This is a genomic window from Nocardia lasii, from assembly GCF_042658545.1.
GTDB classification, from domain to species: Bacteria; Actinomycetota; Actinomycetes; order Mycobacteriales; family Mycobacteriaceae; genus Nocardia; species Nocardia lasii.
Genome location: NZ_JBHSQN010000017.1, coordinates 31850 through 53678, shown reverse-complemented (window position 1 = coordinate 53678; position 21829 = coordinate 31850). Strand labels below are relative to the sequence as shown.

Annotated in this window: 22 protein-coding genes; 16 read left to right on the top strand and 6 right to left on the bottom strand. The window is 70.0% G+C overall.

Going from position 1 to position 21829, the window contains the following annotated elements; translation table 11 throughout:
* Positions 1–33: 33 nt before the first annotated feature.
* Entirely contained in the window at positions 34–441 is a 408-nt protein-coding gene (locus ACFP3H_RS25470; protein ID WP_378609747.1) for an RpnC/YadD family protein, read from the bottom strand.
* Positions 442–807: 366 nt separating this feature from the next.
* Here ACFP3H_RS25470 and ACFP3H_RS25465 point away from each other — a divergent pair, with 366 nt between their 5' ends.
* The 8 genes from ACFP3H_RS25465 to ACFP3H_RS25430 all read left to right on the top strand — a co-directional run bounded on the left by ACFP3H_RS25465 (position 808) and on the right by ACFP3H_RS25430 (position 8793).
* Entirely contained in the window at positions 808–2250 is a 1443-nt protein-coding gene (locus ACFP3H_RS25465) for a TerD family protein (RefSeq protein ID WP_378609923.1), read from the top strand.
* Positions 2247–3011: an alpha/beta hydrolase gene (locus tag ACFP3H_RS25460; RefSeq protein WP_378609745.1), complete on the top strand. Its 765-nt coding sequence runs from the start codon at positions 2247–2249 to the stop codon at positions 3009–3011. The genes ACFP3H_RS25465 and ACFP3H_RS25460 overlap by 4 nt, the downstream gene beginning before the upstream one ends.
* Before the next feature lie 9 nt (positions 3012–3020).
* Entirely contained in the window at positions 3021–3521 is a 501-nt protein-coding gene (locus ACFP3H_RS25455) for a hypothetical protein (protein WP_378609744.1), read from the top strand.
* Positions 3522–3566: 45 nt separating this feature from the next.
* Complete coding sequence (locus ACFP3H_RS25450) at positions 3567–4589, top strand: hypothetical protein (protein WP_378609742.1); 1023 nt, start codon at positions 3567–3569, stop codon at positions 4587–4589.
* A gap of 242 nt (positions 4590–4831) precedes the next feature.
* The gene (locus tag ACFP3H_RS25445; protein ID WP_378609741.1) at positions 4832–7351 is read left to right on the top strand and encodes a sensor histidine kinase; all 2520 of its coding nucleotides are present in this window, start codon (positions 4832–4834) and stop codon (positions 7349–7351) included.
* Positions 7348–7776, top strand: coding sequence for a roadblock/LC7 domain-containing protein (locus ACFP3H_RS25440; protein ID WP_378609739.1), 429 nt, complete (start codon positions 7348–7350; stop codon positions 7774–7776). The genes ACFP3H_RS25445 and ACFP3H_RS25440 overlap by 4 nt, the downstream gene beginning before the upstream one ends.
* Positions 7773–8207 carry a DUF742 domain-containing protein gene (locus tag ACFP3H_RS25435; protein WP_378609738.1) on the top strand — a complete coding sequence of 145 codons (435 nt, stop codon included), beginning with the start codon at positions 7773–7775 and terminating at the stop codon, positions 8205–8207. The genes ACFP3H_RS25440 and ACFP3H_RS25435 overlap by 4 nt, the downstream gene beginning before the upstream one ends.
* A gap of 19 nt (positions 8208–8226) precedes the next feature.
* Positions 8227–8793 carry a GTP-binding protein gene (locus ACFP3H_RS25430; RefSeq protein ID WP_378609922.1) on the top strand — a complete coding sequence of 189 codons (567 nt, stop codon included), beginning with the start codon at positions 8227–8229 and terminating at the stop codon, positions 8791–8793.
* Here the strand turns inward: ACFP3H_RS25430 and ACFP3H_RS25425 are convergent.
* On the bottom strand, positions 8790–10169 hold the full coding sequence (locus ACFP3H_RS25425) for a lipase family protein (protein WP_378609736.1): 1380 nt from the start codon (positions 10167–10169) through the stop codon (positions 8790–8792). The two genes, ACFP3H_RS25430 and ACFP3H_RS25425, sit on opposite strands and share 4 nt — an antisense overlap.
* 79 nt (positions 10170–10248) lie before the next feature.
* Positions 10249–10890 (bottom strand): TetR/AcrR family transcriptional regulator, encoded by a 642-nt coding sequence (locus ACFP3H_RS25420; protein ID WP_378609735.1) that lies wholly within the window; start codon positions 10888–10890, stop codon positions 10249–10251.
* Between the two features lie 63 nt (positions 10891–10953).
* Between ACFP3H_RS25420 and ACFP3H_RS25415 the strand changes: the two genes are divergently transcribed.
* From ACFP3H_RS25415 to ppc, 3 genes are all read left to right on the top strand, one after another.
* A complete protein-coding gene (locus ACFP3H_RS25415) occupies positions 10954–11490 on the top strand; it encodes a sugar O-acetyltransferase (protein WP_378609921.1) in 537 nt (178 codons plus the stop codon).
* A 65-nt stretch (positions 11491–11555) separates the two neighbouring features.
* Complete coding sequence (locus tag ACFP3H_RS25410) at positions 11556–11978, top strand: VOC family protein (RefSeq protein WP_378609733.1); 423 nt, start codon at positions 11556–11558, stop codon at positions 11976–11978.
* Positions 11979–12044: 66 nt separating this feature from the next.
* Complete coding sequence (ppc, locus tag ACFP3H_RS25405; RefSeq protein WP_378609732.1) at positions 12045–14816, top strand: phosphoenolpyruvate carboxylase; 2772 nt, start codon at positions 12045–12047, stop codon at positions 14814–14816.
* A 4-nt stretch (positions 14817–14820) separates the two neighbouring features.
* On the opposite strand, the gene ACFP3H_RS25400 is transcribed toward ppc, so the two are convergent.
* On the bottom strand, positions 14821–14988 hold the full coding sequence (locus tag ACFP3H_RS25400; RefSeq protein ID WP_378609730.1) for a hypothetical protein: 168 nt from the start codon (positions 14986–14988) through the stop codon (positions 14821–14823).
* Positions 14989–15105: 117 nt separating this feature from the next.
* Here ACFP3H_RS25400 and ACFP3H_RS25395 point away from each other — a divergent pair, with 117 nt between their 5' ends.
* Positions 15106–16398, top strand: coding sequence for a type III PLP-dependent enzyme domain-containing protein (locus tag ACFP3H_RS25395; RefSeq protein WP_378609729.1), 1293 nt, complete (start codon positions 15106–15108; stop codon positions 16396–16398).
* A gap of 107 nt (positions 16399–16505) precedes the next feature.
* The gene (locus tag ACFP3H_RS25390; RefSeq protein ID WP_378609727.1) at positions 16506–17138 is read left to right on the top strand and encodes a bifunctional 4-hydroxy-2-oxoglutarate aldolase/2-dehydro-3-deoxy-phosphogluconate aldolase; all 633 of its coding nucleotides are present in this window, start codon (positions 16506–16508) and stop codon (positions 17136–17138) included.
* A gap of 108 nt (positions 17139–17246) precedes the next feature.
* Here ACFP3H_RS25390 and ACFP3H_RS25385 read toward each other — a convergent pair whose 3' ends face one another.
* Complete coding sequence (locus tag ACFP3H_RS25385; protein ID WP_378609726.1) at positions 17247–17795, bottom strand: TetR/AcrR family transcriptional regulator; 549 nt, start codon at positions 17793–17795, stop codon at positions 17247–17249.
* Between the two features lie 100 nt (positions 17796–17895).
* Between ACFP3H_RS25385 and ACFP3H_RS25380 the strand changes: the two genes are divergently transcribed.
* Complete coding sequence (locus ACFP3H_RS25380) at positions 17896–18999, top strand: FAD-dependent monooxygenase (RefSeq protein ID WP_378609724.1); 1104 nt, start codon at positions 17896–17898, stop codon at positions 18997–18999.
* Here ACFP3H_RS25380 and ACFP3H_RS25375 read toward each other — a convergent pair.
* Positions 18996–19976: a helix-turn-helix transcriptional regulator gene (locus tag ACFP3H_RS25375; RefSeq protein WP_378609723.1), complete on the bottom strand. Its 981-nt coding sequence runs from the start codon at positions 19974–19976 to the stop codon at positions 18996–18998. The two genes, ACFP3H_RS25380 and ACFP3H_RS25375, sit on opposite strands and share 4 nt — an antisense overlap.
* 63 nt (positions 19977–20039) lie before the next feature.
* On the opposite strand from ACFP3H_RS25375, the gene ACFP3H_RS25370 reads away from it, so the two are divergent.
* Positions 20040–20531 (top strand): pyridoxamine 5'-phosphate oxidase family protein, encoded by a 492-nt coding sequence (locus ACFP3H_RS25370; RefSeq protein WP_378609721.1) that lies wholly within the window; start codon positions 20040–20042, stop codon positions 20529–20531.
* Positions 20532–20586: 55 nt separating this feature from the next.
* Positions 20587–21807 carry a cation:proton antiporter gene (locus tag ACFP3H_RS25365; protein ID WP_378609720.1) on the top strand — a complete coding sequence of 407 codons (1221 nt, stop codon included), beginning with the start codon at positions 20587–20589 and terminating at the stop codon, positions 21805–21807.
* Positions 21808–21829: the final 22 nt, after the last annotated feature.

Genomic DNA, 21829 nt, shown 5'->3' with positions numbered 1-21829 from the left:
GCGTGGACAGGCGCACGAGATGATCGACCAGTTCTAGGTATCGAACCGCATCTCGGCGAGCGAACCGGCGGTAAGTACACGTCGGGTCCACACCTGTAGCTGGGAGGTGTCGGCGGTAAGGACCGCGGTGATGATCTCCGCCGGCAGCGGCCCGAACTTCTCCGCCAGTTGCTCGAGAAGCATCTCGACTCGGCCTTCGGCTCGGAACTCGTCGCGCATGGTTTGTGCGGTCGTCATGTATACCTCCTTACCCAGGGGCCCGATCCGATCGTAAAGCTGTTGCACATCGTCGCGCACGGTGTCGCCCTCACTCAAAATGTACGCCAACCGGGCGGTCAGGTCATCTTTCGACAGCTGTGCGAAGGCTCTGAGCAGCGGAGAGAGCTCGGTGAGCAGGTCGGTGTTGCCGGGGACGATCTTCAGCAGGATCTGCATGGTCAATGTCGCCGCGTTGTTCTGGCGAGCGTCGAGCTGGGCGAGGTCACTCGACGTTGTCCTCGCGACCTCGGCGACGGTCTTCGGAGACGATCCGGGTCAGATGTCCGGGCCCACTTGCGCGGTGGCCCACCGACAATGTTGTGGGATCGAGAGTCCGTCGGTGGCACCCCGAAGCTGGGCCGACCACCTGAGCCGTCGCGGATTCGTTCCCCTCCGGCAGGGCAGCGGCATGTATAGGGGCACGGGATGATCGGCCAGGGCCGGGTCGATCTCCGGAGTGTGCCGGATGCCGAGTGCTCCCGGGGTCGGTCCGGTTCGTACCGCGAGTTGGGCTGGGTGTGGGTGGGGGATAGGTTGGTTGGTGTGTCGATGATGAAAGGCGCCAATGTTGCGGTGCCTGCCTCCGCGGTCCGGGTCGAGTTGGGTTGGCAGGCGGGGGCGGGGGTGCCGGATGCTGATGCCTCCGCGCTGTTGCTCGCGGGGGCGAAGGTGCGCTCCGATGATGACTTCGTGTTCTACAACCAGGCTGTGCATCCGTCGGGGGCGGTGCGGTATGAGGGAAAGCAGCAGGGGCAGACGGTTGTTGACGCGCTGTCGGTGAATTTGGGGCAGGTGGAGGCGCCGATCGAGCGGATCGTGCTGGCGGCGTCGGCGGATGGGGGGACCTTCGGGCAGTTCCGGGGGCTCTATATTCGGGTGGTCGACGCGGCGACCGGGGGTGAGGTCGCGCGGTTCGACAGCAGTGGGGCGACCAGTGAGACCGCGTTCGTGCTCGGTGAGCTGTATCGGCGTCAGGGTGCGTGGAAGTTCCGGGCGGTCGGACAGGGATACGACAGCGGATTGGCCGGACTCGCAACCGATTTCGGGATCTCCGTCGATGACGCGCCCGCGCCGGCACCCGCCGCGAGCCAGCCGCAGCCCATCGCTCCCGGCGGTCCGAACCAGCAGCAGCCCTATGCGCCGGCGGCGAACCAGCAGCAGCCCTACGCGCCGGCGGCGAACCAGCAGCAGCCCTACGCGCCCGCGCCGAACCAGCAGCAGCCCTACGCGCCGGCGCCGAATCAGCAGCCTCACACCCCGGCGCCACAGCCGTACGCCCCGCAACCCCACACGCCGCCGCCCGCACCCCAGCCCCACGGTCAACCGAACCCCCGATTCGCTCAACCCGCAACACCTCCGGTGAACCTGACCAAGATCTCCCTCACCAAGGAATCGCCCTCGGTCTCCCTGACGAAACACGGCGCCACCGGCGGCGTCATGCGCGTCAACCTCAACTGGACCTCCATGGCGTCCAGCGGCGGCCTGTTCGGCAAACTGCGCGGCAAGAACATCGACCTCGACCTGTGCTGCTTCTACGAATTGGTCAATGGCGCGATCGGTTCCGTGCGAGCGCTGGACCGACGTTTCGGCGCCCTGTACGAACCGCCGTTCATCCACCTCGACCAGGACGACCGCACCGGCGCCAGCATCACCGGCGAGAACCTGTCGATCAATCTCGACTGCACCCAGTTCTTCCGCCGCATCCTGGTCTTCGCCTCGATCTACGACGGCGCCAGCGATTTCCGCAATGTGCACGCCTCGGTGACCTTGCAGAACGCGAACTCCGCGCCGATCGAGATGTTCCTCGACGGGTGCACCGACAATTCTCGCGACGCGGTGCTGTTCGCGCTCGAGAATGTCAACGGCGAGATCGTGGTGCGGCGCGAGGGCACTTTCGTGCGTCCGCCCGCCGGTCAGCCGGGTGGTGGCGTGGTGGAGATCGCGCGCCTGTACCAGTGGGACTTCGGCTTCCAGGCGGGTCGCGGCAAGTGATCCGCCATCCCGCGACCCGCGTGCTCAACGCGCTGGTCTACCACCCGGAGAAGGGTCTCGCGCAGACCCCCGAGGTCCTCGGCCTCGACTACCGCGACCTCACGATGCGCACCGCCGACGGCGTGGACGTGCACGGCTGGTTCGTGCGCGCCGACAACCCGCGCGGTCACCTCCTCTACGCGCACGGCAACGCGGGCACCATCGGCGATCGGGTGGCGATCATCGCGCTGCTGGTCGGGGCCGGTTTCGATGTGCTGGCCTTCGACTATCGCGGTTTCGGGCGCAGCACGGGCAGCCCGAGCGAACAGGGCACCTACCTCGATGCCAGAGCCGCCCGCCAGGCCTTGCTCGACCAATCCGAGGTCGACCCCGATCGGGTGTACTACCTGGGCAAATCCCTCGGCGGCGGGGTCCTGCTCGAACTCGCGACCCAGTATCCGCCCGCCGGGATGATCCTGATGTCGACCTTCAGTGGCATGCGCGCGGCGGCCCGGTCGGTCTACCCGCTGCTGCCCGCCCCGCTGATCCCCGACGCCTACCCGAGCCAGCGCCATATCGCGACGCTGCGGGTGCCGGTGCTGATGATGCACGGCGACCGCGACGAACTGCTCCCGATCGAGCACGCGCACCGGCTCTTCGCGGCGGCGAACGAGCCCAAGCAGCTGATCGTGGTGCCGGGTGCGGGCCACAACGATGTCATCGACACTCTGGGCTCGCGGTGGCCGGAGATCATCGGCGCCTGGGTCGAGGATTCTGCGTAGCCTGGCGGGATGAGCGAAACGAGCGAACTGCTCGGCCGGATGGCCGCGCTGTCCGACGACGAACTGGTCTCGGTGCTGCGCGCCGCGGTCGCCGGGCGTCCCGGTCTCGGCGCGGTCGCCGCCGCGTTGGCCCAGGCGCAATTCGGTCATGCCGATACCGGTTCCCCTGTGACCCTGGACACCGACGTCGTCGAGGCCGATGTGATGCCGATCGCATCGGAGCAGGTCGGAGGCGTGAATCCGGTACCGCCGGTACCGTTCGGGGTCGCGGGGACCGGCGCACCCACCTCTACCGGCGGCTATTCGCCCACCGGAGTGCCGACATTCGACTCCGTTCGGGATAAGGTCGAGCAGCGCTTCGGCACCGCGCAGGGTATGGACGAGCTCGACCGGCAGACCCCCGCGGGTCGCAGCGTCGACGAACAGTGGGAGGCGCGCGAAGCAGCCGCGCGCGAGCGCCTGGATCGGATCCGCCAGTCGATGCGGGGTCAGGACTCCGACGACCGGTAGCCGCCGCGTCCTCCCGACCGAGCAACGATCGTGATGGGTGGACAGATGACGCAGGCGCGCCAAATCGCCGACCGACTACTCGACGCGCAGGTGGAATTCCTGCTCGCCGAGGTGACCGGGGACCGGTTCGTCGAGGTGATCGCCCGCGACGTGGCCGCGGTGCTGGCCGTGGGTGAGACGCTGCGCTTCGGCGACATCGTCTCCCTCGATCAGGGGCAGGAGACGGTCGCCACGGTGATCGACCGCATCGGTGGCAGCCCGGTGATCGCCGATACCGTCGGCATCTTCTCCGACGCCATCTACGACCACATCGCGGCCAATACCGAATACACCCTCGGCGATGTCGTCGATCGTGAACCGGTGGAAGCGTTGCTGGCCAAGATCTTCGGCATGCACCAGGCCCAGGAGCGCATCCTGGACCGGCTCACCGAGAGCCCCCTCGTGGCGACGGTGGCCTCCCGATTCGTCGACAAGCTGATCGGCGATTTCATGCAGGCCAATCGCGAACGCGCCGAGAAGATTCCGGGTGTGTCCTCGCTGATGTCGCTGGGGCAGTCCGCGGCCAACCGGGCCAAGAAGGTCGCCGACAGCACCTTCGTCGGTGATCTCGCGGGCAAGGGCGCGCTGTTCGCGCTCAAGCGCACCAACAACGCCATCCGCGACATGCTGCGCGACGCCCCCGTGCATTCGGCGGCGATGGAGTTCTGGGACCTGCACGCCGACGAGCCGGTCGCGGGCCTGCGTGAATATCTCACCCAGAAGGACCTCAACGAACTGGTCCAGATCTGCTACGAGATCGCGGTGACGACCAGGGAGAAGGAGTATTTCGGCCTGCTCGTGCGCGAGTGTGTCGAGGTGTTCTACGCCAGGTACGCCGATCACACCGTCTCGGCGATGCTGCCCGAACTCGGCCTGACCGCCGAGGATATCGCCACCGAGATCCTGCGCTACGGACCCGCGGTCATCGAGTCGGCCAAGCGCAACGGCGTGCTGGCCGGGTTGCTGCGCGAGCGGCTCGAGCCGTTCTTCTACTCCGACCAGGTATTGGCAATCCTCGGCGGCGAGTGAATTCGCGAGAATTGCGCGACAGTACCAATAGTGTTGTGGGTCACGGAATTCCGTGATTCGCATGTATCCGGCGCTGAGCACGCGGGTGATGCGGGCTGTGAGCATTCGGCCACATGAATCCCCGTGCATTTCCGGCATGTTCAGATCAGTTCACGAAATGGTGTTTTACACCGTTCCGAATTGACCGCCGCGCGTGCGGAATGCGACTTTGCACCTGACTTTTTCCGTATGAAGGAGCAGGTGTGCGCGCACGTAACCCGAACCCGATCGCGACCCGATCGGCCGACGGTGCCGCCGGGCGCGGATTCGGGTTGCTCCGGCCGCGCACCATCTCCGGTCAGCTCGCCCGGATCTCGGCGGTGTCGCTGGTGTTGGTGCTGGTCCTGCTCGGGCTGACCGTGTCGACCCAGGTCGGCGCCTACCGCCGCAGCGGCGAGACCGTGGACGCGGTGGCGGTCGCGCTGGCCGCGCAGGATCTGGTGCACCAGGTGCAGCGCGAGCGCGGGCTGAGCAACGGTCTGCTCGGCGGTGACCTGCGCCTGCGGGACTCGGTCGTCGAGCAGCGCGCGAGCACCGACGTGGCGCTGCGCGAGTTGTCGGCCCTGGTCGCGACCGATCCGCCCGGCGCGCAGCAGGTCCGCTCGGCGCTGGGGCACCTGGTGCAGGTGGCGCCGATCCGTTCCCGGATCGACAATCGCACCGCCACCCGGCAGGCGGCGTTCCAGTTCTACACCGACGGCATCGACGCGCTCAATCGCCTCTCGCTCGGCCTCGATCAGGCCCGCGACCCGGCCGTGCGGCACGGGCTGCAAGCCCTGTACGCCCTCGGTGACGCCAAGGAATACGCCGCCCGCGAGCGCGGCTTCCTCAACGGCGTCTTCGCCGCCGCGGAGTTCGCGCCGGGGGAGTACGTGCAGTTCCTCGACATCCGCGCCGCCCGCAATGCCGCGCTCACCGAGTTCGCCCGCGACGCGACCGCCGCCCAGCAGGCCCGGCTCGACGCCGCGCTGGGCGGTGAGAATGCCCTGCGCGCCACCGAATTGGAGAACATCGCGATCGCCTCGACGCTGGGGCCGCTGGTCGAACCGGTCGACCCGGCCGTGTGGTGGGAGCGGATGACCGCGGTCATCGACGAGCAGCGCACCGTGGCGCAGGTGATCGGTGACGACGTGCGGGCCCGCGCGCTCGACCTGCGCCGCGACGCCGCGCTGATGCTGGCCGCGTTCACCGTGGCGGCGCTGTTGGCGATCGCCGCCGAACTCGCGCTGGTCGTCGCCGGGATCCGGGCCATCGTCGCGCCGCTGGCCCGGTTGGCGACCGAGGCCGACGACGTGGCCTCGACCCGGCTGCCCGAGGTGATCGCGGCCTGGCACAGTTCCGCGGACGCTCGACCCGATCCGCCGGCCGCCGTGCGCACCCCGAAGGGGGCCGGCGTCGAGATCGCCGCTGTCGCACATGCTTTGGACCGCGTGCAGACCACGGCGTTCGAGTTGGCCTCCGAGCAGGCGCTGGTGCGACGCAACACCACCGAGTCGATGGCGAATCTGGCGCGCCGCAATCAGAACCTCGTGCGTCGACAGTTGTCGCTGATCAGTGAGTTCGAGCGCGAGGAACTCGACCCCAAGGCGCTGTCGAACCTGTTCGAACTCGATCACCTGGCCACCCGGATGCGCCGCAACGCCGAGAGCCTGCTGGTGCTCGTCGGTGCGGCGAGTCCGCGCCGGTGGGCCGAGCCGATCGCGCTCACCGACGTGATCCGGGCGGGCCTGTCCGAGGTCGACGACTACCGGCGGGTGGTGCTGCGCCGGATCGACGAGGCCGCGGTGACCGGCGCCGTGGTGAGCGAACTGGCCCATATGCTGGCCGAACTCATCGAGAACGGGCTGGCGTTCTCCCCGCCCGACCTCGAGGTCGAGGTGTACGGGCGCAAGGTGGCCGAGGGGTACCTGCTGGCGGTGGTGGATCACGGGGTGGGGATGCCGGCCGAGCAACTCGCCCAGGCCAATGCGCGGCTGCGCGGCGAGCAGGATTTCATCGTCGCCTCGACGCGCTACCTGGGGCACTACGTGGTCGGTCGGCTGGCGACCAGGCTGGGGATCGCGGTCGAACTCACCAGTTCGCCGGTGAGCGGGATCGTCGCGCGGCTGCTGCTACCCGCCGAACTGCTTGCCGCCGAAGGCATTCCGCGTGAGACGGCGATAGTCGGGGAGCATGTCGTGGCGCTGCCCGTACGCGAATCAGGCGCGCACCGCGCACCGAACGGCCGACCGAGCGAGTCGGCGTACAGCCGATTCCTCACCAGCACAACAGAATTCACACCCGAGACAGCCGCCCCGAGCACGAACCCCGCGGGATACCCGGCAGTCCCACCGGGCGATCCGATGGCCCTGCCCGGCAACGCGACGGTCACGCAACCGCCGATCGGCGGTCTCCCCGTCACGCAGCCGCCCACCGACGATCCGCGCGGGTCGGACCCGCTCCCCGTGGTCCGAACCACCGACCCGCTGCTCACCCACCCGCGCACCGGCCCCGAAACCCCACCCCCCGTCGAACGCACCCGCAACGGCCTGGTCAAACGCGGCAAACGCACCAGGCTCACCGGCGCCCCGGACCGCCCGCGCCGCGACCCGTCCTCGACGACACCGACCCCCGAACGCACCCCGGACCAGACCCGCAGCATGCTCTCGTCGTTTCGCACCGGCCACGAACGCGGCGGCGCGGCAGGCGAATCCGATCGCACCCGACCCAAGGAGACCCGGTGACCACCCACCTCCCGACCGCCGACCCGCACACCTTCAACTGGCTACTCGGCAATTTCGTGCGCAATACCGACGGCGTGCGCGACACCGTGGCCGTGTCCTCCGACGGCCTGCTCATCGCGATGTCGGAGGGCCTGGACCGCGCGGGCGCCGACCGCCTGGCCGCGATGGTGTCCGGCTTGTCGAGCCTGGCCCGCAGTGCTTCGCGCAGTTACGATTTCGACGGTCTGAAGCTGATCATGATCGAGATGCAGCGAGGCTTCCTGCTGGTCTCGGCGCTGGGCGACGGCAGCTGCCTCGGGGTGATCGCCGAGGGCGACTGCGAGGTGGGTCTGGTCGGCTACGAGATGGCGATCCTGGCCGATCGGGCGGGCGCGCTGCTCGACCCGCTGCTGATCAGCGAACTGCGAGAGTCGTTGCGCAGATGAGAGATCAGGACGCGCCCCGCCTGCCCGACCCGCGCATGATCCCGGTCACCGCGACCACCGGCTGGCGCGAACCGGCCGCCCCGCCGCCGAGCACCCCGACGGTCGATCCCGAGGAACGTGTCGTGCGACCGTTCATCGTCACCGGGGGCCGCACCGTCCCGGTCCTGGACGGGCTGCGCATCGAAACCCTCGTGCAAGCGCCACCGTCGGCGCTGTCGGCCCCGCTGCGCTTCGAGGAGCGCACCGTCGTCGAGCTGTGCTCGAGTCCCCATTCCATCGCCGAAATCGGTGCCGCCCTGCGGGTTCCGGTCGGCATCGCCAAGGTGATCGTCAGCGATCTGGCGGCGGCGGGGCATGTGACCGTGCGCGCCGCCCCGGAGTTGTCGACCGCCGCCATCGAGAGGATCCGCGACCTTGTCCGTGCACTCTGATCCCCGCGCCGCGCCGACCATGCCGTCCTCGGTGAAGATCGTGGTCAGTGGCGGCTTCGGCGTCGGCAAGACCACCTTCATCGGCGCCATCTCCGAAATCGAGCCCCTGGTCACCGAAGCCTCGATGACCGAGGTCTCCCTCGGCATCGACGATCCGGGCCGCCGCGTCGACAAGACCGCCACCACGGTGGCGCTGGACTTCGGCCGGATCACCCTGGACCACTCCCTGGTCCTCTACCTGTTCGGCACACCCGGCCAGGACCGGTTCGTGTTCCTGTGGGACGACCTGGTCGACGGCGCGCTCGGCGCGGTCGTGGTCGTCGACACCGGCCGCGTCGAGGACTGCTACCCCGTGCTGGACTACTTCGAGGAGCATCACACCCCGTTCGTGGTGGTGGTCAACCGTTTCGACGACGCCACCCGCTTCGACCTCGGCGAAGTCCGCGAGGCGCTGGGTCTGGACGACTGGATCCCGGTGCTGGACTGCGACGCGCGCGACCGCGACTCGGTGCGCGATGTGCTCGTGGCCCTGCTCGAACAGGTGTTGGCGCACCGGGTCCAGCCCCGTCACCGCGAGGTGAGCTAGCGCGCGCCGTAGGGGGTGCCCAGCAGCGTGGCGACCTTCGCGGCGAGGGATTCGCCGAGGAAGTCCAGTGCGCCGGGTGTGGCCGCCATGGTGCCCGCGTCGCTGATGGCGCAGCCGGGGGTGACCGGCACGCCGTCGAGTCGGTCGCGCAGCCACAGCAGTGCGGCGGGTCCGCCGACGACCTCGGCGACGATGTGTTCGCTGGCGTGATCGCGGGTGTAGGTGAGCGCGGTGGCCGGATCGCGGCAGTAGGTGTCGACGAGGGTGTCGGTGGCGTGCAGCGGCAGGATCTCGTCCCAGGCCGAATGCCACACGAACAGCGGCATATCCGGCACGGACTTGCCCATTCTGGTGTCGGCGAGCATGGCCGCGACCGGGGCGTCGTCGAGCGGGTCACCCGCGGAGGCGATCATGCCGGTCATGTTCAGAAACGGCGCCAACATCGACTGATACTGCACGCACAGTGGTGATTTCGCGGCGATCAGGCCCTTGCCGAGCGGGTCGAGGCGCTCGTCGAGGTAGGCGGCGAAGTCGGGGTATTCGCGGGTGAGTCCGATGACGGCGGCGAAGACCAGCCCCGAGGTCGCCTGATTGTTCGACATCCGCAGGGCCGCACCGAGATCCGCGCCGACCCCACCCTCGGCGGCGCCGACGATCCTGAGCTCGGGGGCGTAGGTGGCGTGCAGTTCGGCGGCGTGGCCGGTCGCGATCGAGCCGCCCGAGTACCCGTAGAGGCCCACCGGCGCGGTCGGACCCACTTCCAGCGGGGCGAAATGGGTGGCCGCGCGGATGCCGTCCAGGGTGATCCGACCGGCCAGCGGACCCGCGGCGTAGGCGGAGTTCGGGCCCTGGTGGTCCGGGACGACCACCGCCCAGCCCTGCGCCAGCGCGGCCTGGGCGAACAGGAACTCGGCGGGCACCACGATCTGCCCGGCCAGTGGCGCCACCGAAAGGTGTTGCAGCGCATAGGAAGGCGCGCAGTAGCCCGCGGTCGAGTCCTCGGCGAGCTGGACCGAGAGCAGTTTGCGCGGCTCGACCGACTGTCCGCGCGGCTTGATCAGCGTGGCCACCGCCGGGATGGCCTCGTCGCGGCTGTTGTTGGAGCGGTAGGACACCTGCCAGGCGTCCACGTCGATCGGCAGCAGCCCGAAATCGGCGATCCTGACCGGGCGGGCGGCGATGATCTCGCCGGGCGCGGCGGCCGCCACCGTCGCGGCCGGGGGCAGATAGAAGCCGGGGTCGAGCTCGGGCGGCAGCGGGATCGTGGGGGCGATCGGCGCCGGATCGGCGGTGGCCGGGGGCGCCAGCGCCACCGCGGCTGCCACGGCCGCGCCCATGACCAGGGCGAACCAGCGGGAAACGGAAGGAGATCTCATGGAGCGTAGTCCTCACATCGTTTGAGACACCTTCGTCTCAATGAGGGAGACTATGGCACGAGCCTGGCGCAGGTCGCAATCATTCGGTGGATTCGGGCACCGCGGTCAGGGCGATGAGCAGGGTCGACAAGACCTCGGTCAGGACATCGACCGGCGGGCGCGGATCGTCGAGGCTCCACTGGTGCACCGCGCCGTTGACCGCGCCGATGAACGCCGCCATCGACACCCGCCAGCCGCCCGGTGGTTCGCGCACGTCGTCGCGCCGGGTGGCGATCGCCGCGACCACCTCGCCCCAGCGGTCGCGGTTGCGCGCGCGATGGTCCTCCACCGCCGGGCTCACCCCGACGATCTCCACGAAAGCGACCTTGGCACAGCGGATGTCGTCGGTGATGGCGCGCGTGTAGGCCCGCACGGCCCCGCCGATGAGGTCGCGGATATCGGTGCTCGCGGGCGCGGACAGCGCCGCGGCGACCGCCTCGCGCGCGCGGCCCTGCACGGCGTCGTACACCGCCACGAGCAACTCCTCGCGGTCGGTGAACAGCTCGTAGAACTGGCGGCGCGAGAGTCCCGCCGCCGCGCACACATCGCTGAGCGAACTGTTGGCATAGGACTGATCGGCGAAAACCCGCAGGCCGGCCTCGAGGAACAACGCGCGCCGCTCGAGCTGCCGTTCGGCCACCGAGGTGCCGAGGTAATTGTGCCGAGTCCGCCCAGAAGCCACGCCATGACCCTACTGCGGGCGGATCTGCCTACACTCGGTGCGGTGGGAGAACAGAAGCGGGCCATGCTCGCGGGGGAGCTGTACCGGGACAACGATCCTGAGCTGGTGGTCGAACGCCAACGGGCCCAACGCCTGTGCGACGATTTCAACCGCACCGGACCCGACGAGACCGACCGCCGCACCGAGTTGCTGACCGATTTGCTCGGCACGATCGGCGAGGGGTCGTGGATCATGCCGCGATTCCAATGCGACTACGGCTATCTCATCGAGATCGGCGCCAACAGCTTCCTCAACTACGACGCGATCCTGCTCGATTGCGCCCCGATCAGCATCGGCGACGACTGTTCGATCGGGCCGCGCTGTCAGCTGCTCACCGCGCTGCATCCCATGGACGATCACGAAAAGCGCAGGCAGCGTTGGGAATCCGCGGCACCGATCCGCATCGGCGACAACGCGTGGTTCGGCGGCGGGGTGATCGTGTGTCCCGGGGTGACCATCGGTGACGACGTGGTGGTCGGCGCGGGCAGCGTGGTCACCCGCGATCTGCCCGACCGGGTGTTCGCGGCGGGCAATCCGGCGCGGGTGATCCGGCAACTCTAGGTTTGCTGGTTACCCTGGAGGCGCAGGCGCCCGCGCACCGTCGGCGCCCGACCCGAGGAGACCGTATGCGCCACGGCGAAGATCTCTCCCTCACCCACGTCATGCTGCTCGTGGGCGACCAGGACGAGGCCCTGACCTTCTATCGCGACCTGATCGGCCTGCAGGTCCGCACCGATATGCCCTTCGGTGACAACACCCGCTGGCTGACCGTCGGCCCGGTCGACCAGAAGCACCTGGAGTTCGTGCTCGAGGTGCCGGAGATGGCGCCCGACGACGCCTACCGCGCCGCCGCCCGCGCCCGCATCGCCGGCGGCGCTCAGTCCACGATCATCTTCGCCACCGACGACCTCGACGCCACCTTCACCCGCATCCGCGACGCGGGCGCCGAGGTCGCCCAGGAGATCGTGTCCCAGCAGTACGGTCGCGACTGCGCCTTCCGCGACCCGTGGGGCAACCAGATCCGTTTCACCGCCCGCCAACACGGCTGAGTCGGAACCGGCGCGGTGGGCGCGGCTCCGGTCGCGCCCGCGGCCCGAGCGCAATACTGTTCGACCATGGGCGAATCGCGAATCGAGATGGCACCCGAAGCAACCAGGCCGCTGCGCGAGGACATCCGCTTTCTCGGCGGAATCCTGGGCGACACCATCCGGGATCACGAAGGTCCCGAGGTGTTCGACCTGATCGAACGCGTCCGCATCGAGGCGTTCCGGGTGCGCCGCGAGGAAGTCGAGCGCAGCGCGGTCGCCGATATGCTCGACGGCACCCCCACCGAGGTGGCGATCCCGCTGATCCGCGCGTTCAGCTATTTCGTGCTGCTGGCCAATCTGGCCGAGGACATCCAACGTGATCGCCGCCGCGCCGCGCACGTGGCCGCCGGGGAGCCGCCGCAGGACTCCTCGCTGGCCGCCACCTACGACAAGCTCGACGCCGCCGGACTCGACGGGGCCGCGGTGGCGGATCTGCTCACCGACGCGCTGGTGTCGCCGGTGATCACCGCGCACCCGACCGAGACCCGCAGGCGCACGGTCTTCGACGTGCAGTCCAAGATCACCGAGCTCATGCGGTGGCGTCGACGGCTCGAACCCGGCGACCCCGGCTTCGCCGAGTCGGAGCTGCGGATCCGGCGCGAAGTGCTCACCCTGTGGCGCACCGCGCTGATCCGGTTGGCGCGCTTGCGGATTCAGGACGAGATCTCGGTCGGCCTGCGCTACTACGACCTGACCCTCTACGACGTGATCCCCGCGATCAACGCCCAGGTGCGCGCCGCCCTGCGCGAGCGGTGGCCCGCCGAGGATCTGCTGCCGCGCCCGATCCTGCGCCCCGGTTCGTGGATCGGCGGCGACCGCGACGGCAACCCGTTCGTCACCGCCGAGGTCGTGCACACCGCCGCCGAACAGGCCGCCGCCTACGCCTTCGGCCGCTACCTCGACGAGCTGGTCGAACTCGAGAAGACGCTGTCCCAATCGGCGCGCCTGGTGCAGGTCACCCCGGCGGTGGCTGCGCTGGCCGAGGCGGGCTATCCCGACGCGGGCCTGTTCGCCGACGAACCGTATCGCCGTGCGCTGCACGCGATTCGAGCGCGCCTCAGCGCCACCGCCGAGCTGGCGCTCGGCGAACTTCCCGAGCACGGTGTCGCCTCCGACGCGGCACCGTACCCGACCCCGCAGGCCGTGCTGGACGACCTCGACGCGATCGACGAGTCCATGCGCGCCAGCGGCGACGGCCTGCTCGCCGACGACCGCCTGGCCGCGCTGCGTCACGCCATCGAGACCTTCGGATTCCATTTGCAGGGCCTGGACATGCGCCAGAACTCCGAGGTGCACGAGCAGGTCGTCGCCGAACTGCTCGCCTGGTCGGGGGTGCACGCCGACTACGCGAGCCTGTCCGAGGCCGAGCGGGTCGAGTTGCTCGCCGCTGAATTGCGCACGCGCCGACCACTTCTCGGACCGAACGCGGACCTGAGCGAGTTGGCCACCAAGGAACTCGGCGTGCTGAACGCCGCCAAACAGGTGATCGACACCTTCGGCGCGGCCGCCATCCCGAACTACATCATCAGCATGTGCACCTCCGTCAGCGACATGCTCGAAGCGGCGCTGCTGCTCAAGGAGGCGGGCATCCTCGATCCCGGTGGCGCCGACACGCCGCCGAGCAGTCCGGTCGGGATCGTGCCGCTGTTCGAGACCATCGAGGATCTCAGCGCGGGCGCGGCGACACTGTCGGCGGTGCTCGACGTTCCGGTGTATCGCGATCTCGTCGCCGCCGCCGACATGCGCCAGGAGGTGATGCTGGGCTACTCCGATTCCAACAAGGACGGCGGGTACCTGGCCGCCAACTGGGCGCTGTATCGCGCCGAACTCGACCTGGTCGAGGTGGCCAGGAAATCGGGCATCCGGTTGCGGCTGTTCCACGGTCGCGGCGGCACCGTCGGTCGCGGCGGCGGGCGCAGCTACGACGCCATCCTGGCCCAGCCCGCCGGCGCGGTCCAGGGTTCGCTGCGGCTCACCGAACAGGGCGAGGTGATCGCCGCGAAGTACTCCGAATCCGGTGCGGCGCACCGCAATCTGGAATCGCTGATCGCGGGCACGCTCGAATCGACGCTGCTCGATGTCGAAGGACTCGGCGCCGACGCCGAACCGGCCTACGAACTGCTCGACGACCTCGCCGCCCGCGCCCGCGCCGCCTACGGCAAGCTCGTGCACGAGACCCCGGGCTTCGTGGAGTACTTCCGCGAGTCCACCCCGGTCGCCGAGGTCGGCGACCTCAATATCGGCAGCCGCCCCGCCTCGCGCAAACCGACCAACTCGGTCTCGGACCTGCGCGCGATCCCGTGGGTGATGGCGTGGAGTCAGGCGCGGGTCATGCTGCCCGGCTGGTACGGCACCGGCACCGCGCTCGAGGACTGGGTGGGCGACGATCCGGCGCGACTGGCCCAGCTCACCGAGCTGTACGAGCGGTGGCCGTTCTTCAACACGGTCCTGTCGAATCTGGCCCAGGTGATGGCCAAGAGCGATCTCGACATCGCCGCCCGCTACGCCGAACTCGTCACCGACGAGGCGCTGCGCGCGAAGATCTTCGCGATGATCGCCGAGGAACACGCCCGCACCGTGCGCATGTACCTGGCGGTCACCGGGCACAGCGAACTGCTCAGCGACAACCCGTCACTGGCCGAATCGATCCACAACCGGTTCCCCTACCTGGAGCCGCTCAATCAGCTCCAGGTGGACCTGCTGGCCCGGCTGCGCGGCGGTGACGATTCCGAACTGGTGAAGCGCGGCATCCTGCTCACCATGAACGGCCTGGCCACCGCCCTGCGCAACTCGGGGTAGACCCTTACAGGCAGACGGTGATGGTGAACGGGCCCACCGGAATACCGGTGCAGATCGACACCGAGCCGACGACCGGCGTCGCGGTGGCGGCCGTGGCGGGTCCGGCGGCGATCGCGGTGACGGACAGGGCGAGGGCGGCGACGGCGAGCGGTCGGGCGAGCGTGGTACGCATAAGGTTGATCCTCGGGTAGAACGGACGAACACCCCCCGTGCGGGGGCCAACCCATCTCAACACGCACCGCGCGACGGTGTCTGCGACATGGCGGAATCGTTCAGGAGAAAGAAGAGGATGGCCGTGACCATCGACGACGCGGTCGTGGACGCACTCGCCGAGCAGGTGCTCACCCCCGCCGACAAGAGCGCGCCGCCCGCCGCGTGGGGGCGCACCGTGCGCGAATACCTCGCCGGGGCACCGCGACTGGACCGGTGGCAGACGCCGCTGCTCACCCTCGACCGGGCGCGCCTGGCCGCCAACCGCGACCTGATGGCCGAGTGGACCGCCGCGGCCGGGGTGGTGCTCGCCCCGCACGGCAAGACGACGATGGCGCCGCAGCTGTGGCGCGCGCAGCTGCGGGCCGGTGCGTGGGCGATCACCCTGGCCACGGCCTGGCAGGCGCAGCTCGCGAGATCGTTCGGAGTCGGGCGGATCGTGCTCGCCAACGCGCTGCTCGACCCGGTCGGATTGGCTTGGGCCGCAGCGGAATCGGCGCGCGACGCCGACTTCGAGCTGTACTGCTGGGCCGACAGTGTGGCCACCGTGGAACTGATGGACACGATCCTGCGCGACACTCCCGCCAGTCCGCGCCTGCGGGTGCTGGTCGAACTGGGCGGGCCCGACGGGCGCACCGGTGCGCGGACTGGGACCGAGGCCCGCGCGGTCGCCGCCGCCATCGGCGCGAGCCAGCGGTTGAGCCTGGCCGGGGTCGGGGGTTACGAGGGCGCGCTGGCCCACGATCGCGGCAGGGCGGGGGTCGCGGCGGTGCGCGGCTACCTCGGCTCGCTCGCCACGCTGCACACCGAACTCGCCGCCGCGGGCGCCTACCCGGGGTCGGCGATCGTGAGCGCCGGGGGCAGTGCCTACCCGGAACTGGTGGTCGCCGAACTCGCGCGGCTCGCCGACCTCGACAGCGTGGCGACCACCGTGGTCCTGCGCAGCGGCGCCTACCTGGTCCACGACGACGGCTTCTACGCCGGGATCTCCCCGCTGACCGCACCTGCTGTCGACCCGGGCCTCCGGTCCGCCATGCACGGGTGGGCGCGCGTGGTGTCGCGACCCGAACCGGAACTGGCGCTGCTCGACGGCGGTCGACGCGATTTCCCCTACGACTCGGGACTCCCGGTCCCGCAGCAGGTCATCGGCGGTTCCCTGCCCGCAGGGGCCCATATCACCGCCCTCAACGACCAGCACGCCTTCCTGCGCCTCCCCGGTGCCGCGCCCGCCGATGTGCCGGTGGGCTCCCTCGTCCGCCTGGGTCTCTCGCATCCGTGTACCGCGTTCGACAAGTGGCGCCTCATTCCGATGATCGACGACGCGGACGTGGCTGATCCGCGCGTGGTCGACCTGATCCGCACTTTCTTCTGACCCCGGCAGACCGGCTTCCGGCCGTCGATCCGGCAACGATCGGCGACACTCCGCGGCCTGCGGGTGTGCGGGTGGTGGGTGCGTGGTATCCAGCACAGGTGAACCCGATGCTGAGCTCGTCGTCCACAGCCCTCGCGGTGATCCGCGCGGACCGGGTGCTCACCACGGTCACCGCCCCCGACATCCCCGACCCGGTCGGTCTCGTCTCGACGCTGGTGGGCGCCGGACTCCGGGCCGTGGAACTGACCTACAGCACCCTCGGCGTGCTCGAGGCCGTCGCCACCGCCGCGACGGTCGCCGACGCGGCACTCGGGGTCGGCGGCATCACGACTCGCGAACAGGCCGAGGGCGCCATCGAGGTGGGCGCGCGGTTCCTGGTGACACCCACCGTGCGCCCCGAGATCGTGGAAGTCGCTGTCGCGCACACGATCCCGGTCATCATGGGCGCCTACACGCCCACCGAGGTCGCCGCCGCGGCCGAGCTGGGGGCCGCCGCGGTGAAGATCTTCTCCGCCCGCGCCCTCGGCCCGGACTACGTCGAGGACCTCCTCGGCCCGTTCCCGCACCTGTTCCTGATCCCCGCCGGCGGCGTCACCGCCCGCAATGCCCGCGCCTACCTGCGCGCGGGCGCGATCGCGGTCGGCGTCGACACCGAGGTGATCACCGCCCTCGACGTCGAGACCGCGAATTGGTCCCACGTCCGCTCCCGCACCACGCGTTTCCTGCGCTCGCTCGTCTGATCGTCGCCGACGCGGGCCGGCACCGGCCGCCTCGGACTCGAGGCGTCACCGTGCTGGATGGCCGGGCCGGTCCACGGGGTTTCCCGAACGACACGTTCGTCGCCGGCGCTAGGGGAGCAGCGCGTGGACCAGGCGGGCGAGGCCGTCGCGGGGGTCGCGGTCGCGGTCGGCGCCGGTGAGGCGGTGGATGACGGCGCCGTCGAGGTAGTCGACCAGGATGCCGGTGTCGGCGGGGGACAGGCCCACGGTGGCGGCCATCTCGATCGCCCAGGTGCGGAGGCGGTGGTGGGCGCGCTGGACGGATTCCTGGAGGGCGGGCATGGTCTGTGACTCGCCGAACAGGGCCAACCTGGCCTGGGTGCGGACGCGATCGGTGGTCGTCGCGTGGGCGATGAACAGGGCGAGGCCGTCGATGAGGTGGTCGACCGTGGCGGGGCCGAGGGCGCGGTGCAGGGCCGCCCAGTCGAGGTGATCGCGCTGCTCGAGGCGTTCGGCGACCCCGCACAGCAGGGCCTCCCGGGTGCGGAAGTAGTTCGAGGTGGACCCGGACGGCACCGCGGCGGCCTGGTCCACGGCGCGGTGGGTCAGCGCGCGGGAGCCGCCGGTGCCCAGGACCGTGATGGCGGCGTCGAGCACCTGCTCGCGTTTGGTAACCACCGGTCGATACTACGCCCGTAGTGAGCCGCACTACATTCGTAGTGTTCGCGCACTACAGCTGTAGTACGGTTCGGGCAGTACCGGAACAAGGGAGAATGCGATGTCCACAGCAATCGTCGTCGGTGGCGGAATCGGGGGAACGGCCGCGGCGCTCGCGCTCCTCGCGCGGGGTTGGTCGGTCGAGGTGTTCGAGCGCGCGGCGGAGGTCGCCGAGGTTGGCTCGGGAATCTCGCTGTGGCCCAACGCCTTACGCGCGCTCGACACCCTCGGCGTCGGCGCGGCGGTGCGGGCTCAGGGTGCGGCGGAGGTGTCGGCCGGGATTCGGGACGACCGTGGCCGCTGGCTCTCGCGCACCGACGCGGCGACCATGCGCGAACGATTCGGCACCCCGGTGGTGATCCATCGCGCGGACCTGCTGGATATCCTGCGCTCGGCGCTGCCGGACGGTGTTGTGCGAACGGGCATCTCGGTGAAGGAAGCATCGGTGGACGGCACCGTTGTCCACTCCGAGGGCACCTCGACGGCCGAGCTGATCGTCGGCGCCGACGGCATCCGCAGCGTGGTCCGCCGGGCCGTCTGCGGCGACATCACGCCCCGCTACGCCGGATACACCGCCTGGCGCGCGGTGGTCGCCCTCGACGAGCCGCTCACCGAATTCGGCGAATCCTGGGGTCGCGGCGCCCGTTTCGGCATGGCGCCCCTGCCCGACGGCCGCGTCTACTGCTTCGCCGTCTACAACGCCCCCGAACACTCCACCGGCACCCTCGCCGACCTGCGCACCCGCTTCGCCGACTGGCACCGGCCCATCCCGGCCCTGCTCGCCGCCGCCGACCCGAACGCGGTGCTGCACAACGACATCTACGACATCCCCGCCCTCCCCACCTACACCGCGGGCCGCATCGCCCTGCTCGGCGACGCCGCCCACGCCATGACCCCGAACCTCGGCCAGGGCGGCTGCCAGGCCCTCGAGGACGCGGTCGTCCTCGGCCGCCTCGCCGCCGAACCCGACGGCCCGGCCCGCTACGACCGCGACCGCCGCCCCCGCACTCAGATGATCAGCAAACGCTCCGCCGACATCGGCACCGTCGGCCAACTCTCGTCCCGACCGCTGATCGCCCTCCGCGACACCGCCCTGCGCCTCACCCCCGCCTCGGCGCAATTCCGTTCCATGGCAAAGATTCTCGACTGGCCGACCGGCCCCTAGCTCGGTGGATGTCCGTGGTAGCGGGCATAGGTGGCCGCGGTGGTGGCGCTCAGGCGGGCGCGCAGTTCGGGTGGGCCGAGGACCTCGAGGTGTTCGCCGAGGGGGAGTAGGGCGTGGGCCAGGATCTCGTAGGTTTCGCCGGGGACGGTGATGTCGGCCCAGCCGTCGGCGTCGGGTGGGCCCATCGAGGACAGGGCCTCGCGCACGGCGGCGGGCTCGTTCATCAGGCGCAGCAGGTCCAGGTGCGCGGTGGCGATCCGGCAGTGGGCGCGGACGCGCAGGATCGATCGCGCGAACTGTTCGGCGGTGTCGCGCCAGTGCGTGGCCAGGTCGAAATCCGCGGGGCGGGTGAAGGATTCACCGGTGGGCTCGGCGGCGGTGATCCGGCTCGCCCGGTAGGAGCGCAGCTCGGCGCCGTCGCGGGCGATCAGGTACCAGGTGCCCGCCTTCATCACCAGGCCGAGCGGGTCGAGCGTGCGTTCGACCGGGCGGTCCCGACGGTGGTAGGTGATCCTGAGGCGCCGGTCGTGCCAGAGGGCGTCGGCCACGGTCGCCAGCGCGGGGGTGTCGTCGGGGCGCTGGAACCAACCGGGCATATCGATGTGGACGCGGTCGGCGATGCGGGTCGCCCGCCCGCGCAGCTCCGGCGGCAGCGCGGCGAGCATCTTCAACTGCGCGGTGGCCAGCACGGTGCCAAGGCCCAGATCGGCGGCGGCGCCGGGCAGGCCCGCGAGCAGCACGGCGTCGGCCTCGTCGGAGGTGAGCCCGGTGAGCCGGGTGCGGTACCCGTCGATCAACCGCACCCCGCCGCCGCGCCCCGGTTCGCAATACACCGGCACCCCCGCCTCCGAGAGCGCCTCCACGTCCCGATACACCGTGCGCACCGACACCTCGAGCTCGCGCGCCAGCGCACCCGCGGTGGTCCCGCCACCGGCCTGCAACAGCAGGAGCACCCGCACCAACCTGCTCGCTCGCATACCGCCGAGACTAGCCGCGAAACCTGACACAAGATGTCAAGGTTGGGTCGTACCGTACGAGATATGACCACGTGGAGCCAGTTCACCGAAGAAGCGCCGAGCATCGCCGCGCTGTTCCTGCGCAGGCATCAGGCCACCGGCAACCTGTGCCTGCTGGGGACCGTGCGCGCCGACGGATCCCCGCGCATCAGCCCGATCGAACCGATGATCTTCGAGGACATGCTCGTCCTGGCGGGCATGCCGAACACCCGAAAATTCGACGACCTCGCCCGCGACCCGCGCTTCTGCCTGCACACCGCCACCGTCGACACCAAGGTCGCCGAGGGCGACGCCAAACTCTTCGGCACCGTCACCGACGAACACGACGAGGCCGTCCACGCCCGCTTCGCCCAGAAACTCTTCGACGACAGCGGTTTCGACATCCGCGACGAGAAGTTCGACCACTTCTACATCGCCGACCTCACCGGTGCCTCGACCGTCGAAGTCGACGACGACCACCTCGACATCACCGTCTGGAAGCCCGGCGCGGGCGAAACCGTGGTCCGCAAACACTGACCGACACCTGCGCGGTTGCCGGGGACGGTGTCGGCGCTGTGCCACGATGACCCGCATGGAGCTGCTCGCTTCCGCCGCCGACGGGCCGTCGCCGATCGTCTCGCTGTTCTGGATCGCGCTCATCGCCGTGGCCGCGCCGCTGGTCTCGCGGCTGCTGCGGGGGTACCTGCCCGATGTGGTGATCCTGCTCGTGGCCGGGGCGGTGCTCGGGCCGCACGTGCTCGGGTGGGCGAGCAGCGCGGGCGGGGTCGACCTGGTCAGCGAGCTGGGGCTGGGGATGCTGTTCCTGCTGGCGGGCTACGAGCTCGATCCGCGATTGCTGCGCGGTCGATCGGGGCGCACGGCGTGGCTCGTGTGGTTGGTGTGTCTGCTGTTCGCGTTCGGGATCGTCGTGGCGGTGACCGAGACCGCCAACGGCACGCGCGTCGCGGTGGCCATCGCGCTGACCTCCACCGCGCTCGGCACCCTGCTGCCGATTCTGAAGCAGGCGGGCATCGTCGACTCACCGCTGGGCCGGGCGGTCATGACGCACGGCGCGGTGGGCGAACTCGGGCCGATCATCGCGATGTCGGTGCTGCTCACCAGTCGTGATCCCGGGAGCGCGATCGTCATCGTGCTGATGTTCGTGGCGGCCGCGGTGGTGGTCGGATTCGTGCCGGTGCGGGTGCTCGATCGCGTCCCCGATCTCGGCGCCGCGCTGGCCCGGCTCGACGGCGGCACCTCGCAACTGCCGGTGCGCGGGGTCGTCCTGCTGCTGCTGGTGCTGATGGTGGTGGCCGAGGTCTTCGGCCTCGACGTGGTGCTCGGCGCGTTCGCCGCGGGCATGATCCTGCGACAACTCATCGCCGCAGGCCACCCCGACGTGGACTCCTCGCTCGAGGCCATCGGCTACGGGCTGCTGATCCCGGTGTTCTTCGTGGTCTCGGGCATGGGCATCGATGTCTCGGCGGTCGCGGGCGATCCGGCGCTGTGGCTGTGGTTCGTGCTCACCATCGCGCTCGCGCGCGGGCTGCCGGTGTGGCTGAGCGAGCGATTCGTGCCGCGCGGGGACAACCTGGCGACGGGCCGCGAGCGCGTGGAACTGGCCCTCTACGCCGCGACGGGCCTGCCGATCATCGTCGCGGTGACCCAGGTCGCCACCGAGGCCGGCCTGCTGACCGACAGGGTGGCCTCGATCATGGTCGCGGCGGGCGCGACGACCGTGCTGGTGTTTCCGCTGGCAGCACGCCTGATCGGGGCGCGCGACGCGAAGCGGGTCACACCCGCGCATGAATGAGCTTGCATAGTCGTGCATAATC

Bases quoted from the DNA above. Each gene is read 5' to 3' on its own strand.
- ACFP3H_RS25390 (WP_378609727.1), top strand. From the start codon at position 16,506: ATGCTGAGCTCGTCGTCCACAGCCCTCGCGGTGATCCGCGCGGACCGG.
- ACFP3H_RS25430 (WP_378609922.1), top strand. From the start codon at position 8,227: ATGCCGTCCTCGGTGAAGATCGTGGTCAGTGGCGGCTTCGGCGTCGGC.
- ACFP3H_RS25415 (WP_378609921.1), top strand. From the start codon at position 10,954: ATGCTCGCGGGGGAGCTGTACCGGGACAACGATCCTGAGCTGGTGGTC.
- ACFP3H_RS25435 (WP_378609738.1), top strand. From the start codon at position 7,773: ATGAGAGATCAGGACGCGCCCCGCCTGCCCGACCCGCGCATGATCCCG.
- ppc (WP_378609732.1), top strand. From the start codon at position 12,045: ATGGGCGAATCGCGAATCGAGATGGCACCCGAAGCAACCAGGCCGCTG.
- ACFP3H_RS25400 (WP_378609730.1), bottom strand. From the start codon at position 14,988: ATGCGTACCACGCTCGCCCGACCGCTCGCCGTCGCCGCCCTCGCCCTG.
- ACFP3H_RS25375 (WP_378609723.1), bottom strand. From the start codon at position 19,976: ATGCGAGCGAGCAGGTTGGTGCGGGTGCTCCTGCTGTTGCAGGCCGGT.
- ACFP3H_RS25395 (WP_378609729.1), top strand. From the start codon at position 15,106: ATGGCCGTGACCATCGACGACGCGGTCGTGGACGCACTCGCCGAGCAG.
- ACFP3H_RS25365 (WP_378609720.1), top strand. From the start codon at position 20,587: ATGGAGCTGCTCGCTTCCGCCGCCGACGGGCCGTCGCCGATCGTCTCG.
- ACFP3H_RS25465 (WP_378609923.1), top strand. From the start codon at position 808: ATGATGAAAGGCGCCAATGTTGCGGTGCCTGCCTCCGCGGTCCGGGTC.
- ACFP3H_RS25455 (WP_378609744.1), top strand. From the start codon at position 3,021: ATGAGCGAAACGAGCGAACTGCTCGGCCGGATGGCCGCGCTGTCCGAC.
- ACFP3H_RS25450 (WP_378609742.1), top strand. From the start codon at position 3,567: ATGACGCAGGCGCGCCAAATCGCCGACCGACTACTCGACGCGCAGGTG.
- ACFP3H_RS25370 (WP_378609721.1), top strand. From the start codon at position 20,040: ATGACCACGTGGAGCCAGTTCACCGAAGAAGCGCCGAGCATCGCCGCG.
- ACFP3H_RS25425 (WP_378609736.1), bottom strand. From the start codon at position 10,169: ATGAGATCTCCTTCCGTTTCCCGCTGGTTCGCCCTGGTCATGGGCGCG.
- ACFP3H_RS25380 (WP_378609724.1), top strand. From the start codon at position 17,896: ATGTCCACAGCAATCGTCGTCGGTGGCGGAATCGGGGGAACGGCCGCG.
- ACFP3H_RS25410 (WP_378609733.1), top strand. From the start codon at position 11,556: ATGCGCCACGGCGAAGATCTCTCCCTCACCCACGTCATGCTGCTCGTG.